Origin of the sequence: Thiofaba sp. EF100, assembly GCF_039822285.1 — a bacterium.
In the GTDB taxonomy this organism is placed as follows: Bacteria; Pseudomonadota; Gammaproteobacteria; order Halothiobacillales; family Halothiobacillaceae; genus Thiofaba.
In genome coordinates, this window is sequence record NZ_JBAJEY010000004.1 from 217,995 (window position 1) to 224,270 (window position 6,276).

Annotated in this window: 6 protein-coding genes; 5 read left to right on the forward strand and 1 reads right to left on the reverse strand. The window is 70.1% G+C overall.

Going from position 1 to position 6,276, the window contains the following annotated elements; all coding sequences use genetic code 11:
* Positions 1 to 8 precede the first annotated feature (8 nt).
* From V6D91_RS08945 to V6D91_RS08965, 5 genes are read left to right on the forward strand one after another with little or no spacing between them, the layout of a single operon-like run.
* Positions 9 to 587 (forward strand): UPF0149 family protein, encoded by a 579-nt coding sequence (locus V6D91_RS08945; RefSeq protein WP_347319709.1) that lies wholly within the window; start codon positions 9 to 11, stop codon positions 585 to 587.
* A 19-nt stretch (positions 588 to 606) separates the two neighbouring features.
* Positions 607 to 1,926: a Xaa-Pro aminopeptidase gene (pepP, locus tag V6D91_RS08950; protein WP_347319711.1), complete on the forward strand. Its 1,320-nt coding sequence runs from the start codon at positions 607 to 609 to the stop codon at positions 1,924 to 1,926.
* A complete protein-coding gene (locus V6D91_RS08955; RefSeq protein ID WP_347319713.1) occupies positions 1,919 to 3,103 on the forward strand; it encodes an FAD-dependent monooxygenase in 1,185 nt (394 codons plus the stop codon). The genes pepP and V6D91_RS08955 overlap by 8 nt, the downstream gene beginning before the upstream one ends.
* A 4-nt stretch (positions 3,104 to 3,107) precedes the next feature.
* Entirely contained in the window at positions 3,108 to 4,328 is a 1,221-nt protein-coding gene (locus tag V6D91_RS08960; RefSeq protein ID WP_347319715.1) for a UbiH/UbiF/VisC/COQ6 family ubiquinone biosynthesis hydroxylase, read from the forward strand.
* Positions 4,325 to 5,197: a potassium channel family protein gene (locus V6D91_RS08965; protein WP_347319717.1), complete on the forward strand. Its 873-nt coding sequence runs from the start codon at positions 4,325 to 4,327 to the stop codon at positions 5,195 to 5,197. Before V6D91_RS08960 ends, V6D91_RS08965 begins: the two co-directional genes overlap by 4 nt.
* On the opposite strand, the gene prmA is transcribed toward V6D91_RS08965, so the two are convergent.
* Entirely contained in the window at positions 5,157 to 6,029 is an 873-nt protein-coding gene (gene prmA / locus V6D91_RS08970) for a 50S ribosomal protein L11 methyltransferase (protein WP_347319719.1), read from the reverse strand. The genes V6D91_RS08965 and prmA overlap by 41 nt on opposite strands.
* Between the last annotated feature and the right edge of the window lie 247 nt (positions 6,030 to 6,276).

Consider the following 6,276-nt stretch of genomic DNA (forward strand, 5'->3'; position numbering starts at 1 on the left):
TGCGGCTCATGGTGGAATTCGATCGGGTGGACGAGGCCCTGGACGATGCGGCGGTGCAGGCCGCCGAGGCGCATGGCGTGCTCGCCGGGATGCTGTGTGCGGCGGGGGCGGCCGAACTTGGGGACTGGTGGTCGGCCATCCGCGAAGACGAGTCGCAGGTCAAGGTGCCTGAACCCGTACGCGAGCTGCATGCCGAGACGGTGGCGAGCCTGGCCGACGTGACCGGCACCTTCGATCTGATGCTCCCGACGGACGAGGCGTCGCTGGAGGAGCGCGCCGAAGCGCTGCACGACTGGTGCCAGGGGTTCCTCTACGGCTATGGTCTGGCCGGGGGGCGCGACCCGGTGAAGTTATTGCCCGATGCCGCCGAGGTCCTGCGCGACATCCACCAGTTCGCCCAGGCGAGCTTCGATCTTGGCGAGGACGCCGAGGAGGATGAGCAGGCCTACAGCGACCTGGTCGAGTACCTGCGCGTGGGGGTGCTGCTGCTGCACGAAACCCTCCATCCCCGTCCCGAGCCTGCGACCGGGGTGAAGGCCGGAGCGGCGGGCGCCTGGCCGCAGGCCGGTTCCCGAACCCTGCACTGACGTTCCGCGAGGGTCTGTCATGTCGATCCATCCCCTCCTCGACAAGAAACACTTCGCCCGCCGTCGCAAGCGCCTGCTGGCGCAGCTGGGGCCGGAGGGCATCGCCATCCTGCCGGCCGCCGTCGAGCGGGTACGCAACCGTGATACCCACTACCCCTTCCGCCAGGACAGCGATTTCCGCTATCTGACCGGCTTCGACGAACCCGATGCCGTGCTGGTGCTGGCGCCGGGACACGAGGAGGGACCGTTCATCCTGTTCGTGCGCCCGCGCGATGCCGAGCGTGAACAATGGGACGGTCGCCGTGCCGGCGTGGCGGGGGCCCGCAAGCTGTACGGGGCCGACCAGGCTTATGCCATCGATGAGCTGGACGAACGCTTGCCGGCCCTGCTCGCCGGGCGGGAGCAGTTCTATGCCCCACTGGATGACGGTCATTTCGCCCAGCGCCTGTTTGGCTGGCTGGCCAAGGTGCGGCGTCAGCAGCGCGCGGGGGTGAAGGCCCCGGCCGGCTGGTTCGACCTGGCCCCGCTGGTGCACGAGATGCGCCTGTTCAAGGACGAGGACGAGGCCCATGTGCTGCGTGAGGCCTGCCGGGTCACCGCGCTCGCCCACCGGCGGGTCATGCAGGCGGTGCGTCCCGGCCTGCCCGAATACGCGCTGGAGGCCGAGCTGTTGCACACCTTCCGCGGGCATGGCGGCGAACCGGCCTTCCCCTCCATCGTCGCCGGCGGGGCCAACGCCTGCATCCTGCACTACACCGAGAACCGTGACCGGTTGCAGCAGGGCGAGCTGGTGCTGGTGGATGCGGGCTGCGAGTGGGGCGGCTATTGCGGTGACATCACCCGCACCCTGCCCGTCGGCGGGCGCTTCTCCCCGGCCGCGCGCGAGCTGTATGCCGTGGTGCTGGCGGCGCAGCAGGCGGCCATTGAGTCGGTCCGTCCCGGCGCCAGCTGGGACGCCCCGCACCAGGCCGCGGTGCGCGTGCTGACCGAGGGGCTGGTCACGCTCGGCCTGCTCAAGGGCAAGGTCGAGCGGCTGATCGAGAAGGAGGCCTACAAACGCTTCTACATGCACCGCGCCGGGCACTGGCTCGGCATGGACGTGCACGACGTGGGCGCCTACAAGGTGGATGGTGCCTGGCGGCCGCTGGAGCCTGGCATGGCCCTGACCGTGGAGCCCGGGTTGTACATCGACGATGGCAAGGATGTGCCCAAGGCCTTCCGCAACATCGGCATCCGTATCGAGGACGATGTGCTGGTCACCCGCGAGGGCTGCGAGGTGTTGACCGCGGAGGCCCCCAAGTCGATCGAGGCGCTGGAGGAGATCGTGCCGCATGTTTGATGTCGCCATCGTCGGCGGCGGGCCGGTCGGGGCCATTCTCGCCCACGTGCTGGCGCGCGAGGGCTTCGCGGTGGCCGTGCTGGAACGGGAGGCGGCCCCGGCCGAGGCCCAGGTGGGCAGCACGGGCTTCGACGGGCGGGCCATCGCCCTGGCCGAGGGCGGGCGGCGGCTGCTGGCCGGCTGGGGGCTGTGGGGGGCGCTGGCGGGCGAGGCCGAGCCGATCGAGCACATCCACGTCTCCCTGCGCGGGGCCTGGGGCAGCGCGCGTTTTGCCGCGCGCGAGGAGGGCGTCGCCGCGCTCGGCCAGGTGTTGGACTCCGCCCGGATGGCCCCGGTGCTGCTGGCCGCGGCCAAGGCCAGCGGTGTGCACTGGCAGTCCCCCGCACGCTACATCGCGCACGAGGTGCAGGGCGATGGCGTGGTGCTTCGCTTCTCCACCCCAGAAGGCGAACAGTCCCTGCACGCCCGCCTGCTGGTGGCCGCCGATGGCGCAGGCTCCGCAGTGCGCAGTGCGCTGGGCCTGCCGGTCGAGGCGCGGGATTATGGCCAGACCGCCATCCTCGCCCGGGTGGAGGTGGAGCGCGTGGAACCCCGCACGGCCTTCGAGCGCTTCACCGACGAGGGGCCGATTGCCCTGCTGCCCATGGGGGACAACCGTTATTCGCTGGTGTGGGTGAGCGGGGCGGGCGGCGTGGAGCGGCGTTTGGGGCTTTCGGATGCCGCCTTGCTCGACGAACTGGGCCAACGCTTCGGCCCGCGCCTGGGGCGCTTCACCCGCCTTGGGTCGCGCCAGGCCTACCCGCTGCGTGCGGTGACCGCCAAGGCCATCACCGCCCCCCGTGCGGTGGTGCTGGGCAATGCCGCCCATGCCCTGCACCCGGTGGCCGGGCAGGGCCTGAACCTGTGCCTGCGCGACATCCGCGCGCTGATCGGCGAGCTTGCGCGGGCGCGGCAGGAGGGGCGGGACATCGGCTCGACCGCCGTGCTGGACGCCTATGCCGCCGCGCGGCGGTCGGACTATGCCGTAAGCTATCCGCTGATGGATGTGCTCGCCCGCGGCTTCACCCGCGCCGTGCCGGTGCCGGGGGCGCTCAAGGGCCTGGCCCTGGCGGCGTTGGATGCCATACCGCCGCTGCGCGCCGGTTTCCTCCAGCAGATGATGGGCTTGAAGGGGTGAGACGATGGAACAGCACGCGGACGTCCTGATCATCGGCGGCGGCATGGTGGGCGCCGCCTTGGCCTGTGCGCTCGGGCGATCCGGGTTCGAGGTGCATGTGGTCGAGGCGCAGGCGCCCGAGCCCTTCGCGCCGGAGCAGCCGCTCGATCTGCGCGTGTCGGCCGTCAGTCTCGCCTCGCAGGCCCTGCTCGAGGCGGTCGATGCGTGGCCGCAGGTGCTCGCCATGCGGGCGGTGCCGTTCCGCCGCATGCGCGTGTGGGACCAGCGCAGCTTTGGGGAGACCGTGTTCGATTCGCGCGACATCGGCGAGCCGGCCCTGGGACACATCGTCGAGAACCGCATCCTCCAGCTCGCCCTCTGGCGTGCCGCCGAGGGGCTTGCGAGCGTGCGCTGGCACTGTCCGGCGCGGCTGGAGGCCCTGGCGATTGAGGAACACGGGGTCCGTGCCCGCCTGAACAACGGCATCACCGTGCAGGCACGGCTGGTGGTGGGGGCGGACGGGGCGCATTCGCGCCTGCGCGAGCTGGCCCACATCGGCCTGACCAGCTGGGACTACGATGTCGAGGCGCTGGTCGCCACGGTCAGGACGCGTGCCCCGCAGCAGGACATCACCTGGCAGCGCTTCACCCCGAGCGGGCCGCAGGCCCTGCTGCCGTTACCCGGTCCGCATGCCTCGCTGGTGTGGTACCTCCCGCCCGATGAAGTGGCGCGCCTCAAGGCGCTGGATGATGACACCTTCCTTGAAATGTTGCGGCGCGCCTTCCCGCGCGAGCTGGGCGGGGTCGAGAGGTTGCTGGAGCGCGGCAGCTTCCGTCTCACCCGCCGTCATGCGCAAACCTACTGCAAGCCACGCCTGGCGCTGGCCGGGGATGCTGCGCACACCATCCATCCGCTGGCCGGGCAGGGCGTCAACCTGGGATTCATGGACGTCGCCGCGCTGGCCGAGGTGTTGATCAAGGCGCGTGATGCCAACGAGGACATCGGCGCCCTCCATGTGCTGCAGCGCTACGAGCGCTGGCGGCGGGGCGAGAACCTGCTGATGCAGACGGCCATGGACGTGTTCCACCACGCCTTCAAGCCCGCGCGCGGTCCCCTGCCGTGGCTGCGCGGCCTGGCCTTGCACGCGGCGAATGACCTGCCGCCGCTGCGCCGCCTGCTGACCCGCCGGGCTACCGGGCGCGCGGGGGATCTGCCCTGGCCGGCGCGCAGCGGCCGACTTCCATGAAGCACATTTTCGCCGACCTGCCTGCGCGCCTGGGCGTGGCTGGGGTGTCGGCTCACGAAAATGAACGCGCGCGCCGCTGGGGGGCGTGGCTCGAAATCGTCGTCTCGCTCGCCACCCTCTGGCTCCCTTTTGCCTGGTACGCCGAGCACAAAGGGGTGATGGCGCCCGATGTCCTGCGCATGATCGACCTCTGCGTCTGGGGGTTGTTCGTGGCCGAGGCGTTCGTGTTGAGCCTGCTGGTCAGCAACCGCCTTCGTTATTGGCAGCAGAACTGGCTCAACCTCTTGATCGTGTTCGGGGGGCTGCCCCTCCTGTTCATGCAGCAGGGGGTCGCCCTGGCCTTTCTGCGTGTACTGCGCCTGGTGCTGCTGGTGGTCATGGTCATGCGCTTTGCACGGCGCTCGTTACGCCTTCTGGCCCAGCATGCCCTGGCGGCCACCTTGACCCTCGCCTTCTTTCTGGTCGTCACGGTGGGAACCCTGGTGGCCAGCATCGACCCGGCCATTCCCACCTTCTGGGATGGCATGTGGTGGGCGCTGGTCACGGTCAGCACCGTGGGCTATGGCGACGTGGTGCCTGTCAGTGCCGAGGGGCGTCTGCTCGGGGTCATCCTGATCCTGTTCGGGGTAGCGACCTTCTCACTGGTGACGGCCAACCTGGCCGCCTTCGTCCTCGGTCTGCGGCTCGAGGAGACAGCCACTGACATCGAGCGCGAGGAGATCAAGCACGAGCTCCTGATCCTCAGCCGAATGGAGGAGATGGAGCGTCGCTTCGACCGCCTCGAGGCCTGGCTGGCCGCGCAGGTGCATCCGCCTGTGCAGCAGGCGGTCAGCGACGACGCGCAGTCAGACGCGCCCAACCGTCCTTGAGCGCGGGCGGATCGAAGTCGAACGCCGCGGCATAGGCCGCCATCACGCCCTCAGCCTGCTCCGCCAGAAGCCCCGACAGCACCAGCGCACCGCCGGGCTTCACATGCTCGGTCAGGGTGGGGGCGAGCTCAATCAGCGGACCCATCAGGATATTGGCCAGCAGCACGTCGAAGCGAGCATCTTTGGGCAGGGTGCCGGGCAGGCCGGTGTGCAGGCGATGGGCCTCGATGCCGTTGCGCGCGGCGTTGTCGCGCGTCGCGGTCAGGGCCTGGGGGTCGATGTCGATGCCCCAGGCCTCGAGTGCGCCAAGCTTGAGCGCGGCGATGGCGAGGATGCCCGAGCCGCAGCCGTAGTCCAGCACGGTCTTGCCTTGAAGCTCGGCACCATCCAGCCACTCCAGGCAGAGGGCGGTGGTGGGATGCGTGCCGGTGCCGAAGGCCAGGCCCGGGTCGAGCAGGATGTTCACCGCCTGCGCATCCGGGGCCTCGATCCAACTCGGTACGATCCACAGCCGCTGGCCGAAGCGCAGGGGCTGGAATTGGTCCATCCACGCCCGTTCCCAGTCCTGGTCCTCGATCCAGTCCCACGCGCCGCCCTGGATGCCGCGCGTGCTCAGGGCCTGGTCCACCTGAGCGGTGTCGACCGTCTCCTCGAACAGGCCGACGACCTCGACCTCCGGCCACAGTGGGGTCTCGCCTGGCAGGGGTTCGAGCACGGGCACGTCGGCCGCGTCCTTGAGGGTCACGGACACCGCGCCGAGTTCGAGGAGGGTGTCTTCGAGGGCTTCGGCGTGATCGCGGGGGGTGGTGAGGGTGATCTGGTGCCAGGGCATGGTGTGTCTGGATAAGTAAGGTTGCCGGGATACCCCTCTCCCGCAAGCGGGAGAGGGGCTGGGGGTGAGGGCAATCCCCCTTGGGGCCGCCCTGGACGAGGTCGTGGAGACCGGGTGAAAAGGCCATGGAGGGCCTTTTCAGTCCCGCCGCGACAGGAGGTCGCGTCGGGACGGCCCGGTCGGAGCGACCTCGGCCAGGGTTTGCCCGAAGGGCCGGCCCCGCGGGGGCGTGTTCTTTGGGTTACTT

What these genes read in the sequence shown, in the direction of transcription:
- prmA (WP_347319719.1), bottom strand. Translation starts at nt 6,029, where the DNA reads ATGCCCTGGCACCAGATCACCCTCACCACCCCCCGCGATCACGCCGAA.
- pepP (WP_347319711.1), top strand. Translation starts at nt 607, where the DNA reads ATGTCGATCCATCCCCTCCTCGACAAGAAACACTTCGCCCGCCGTCGC.
- V6D91_RS08965 (WP_347319717.1), top strand. Translation starts at nt 4,325, where the DNA reads ATGAAGCACATTTTCGCCGACCTGCCTGCGCGCCTGGGCGTGGCTGGG.
- V6D91_RS08945 (WP_347319709.1), top strand. Translation starts at nt 9, where the DNA reads ATGGTGGAATTCGATCGGGTGGACGAGGCCCTGGACGATGCGGCGGTG.
- V6D91_RS08960 (WP_347319715.1), top strand. Translation starts at nt 3,108, where the DNA reads ATGGAACAGCACGCGGACGTCCTGATCATCGGCGGCGGCATGGTGGGC.
- V6D91_RS08955 (WP_347319713.1), top strand. Translation starts at nt 1,919, where the DNA reads ATGTTTGATGTCGCCATCGTCGGCGGCGGGCCGGTCGGGGCCATTCTC.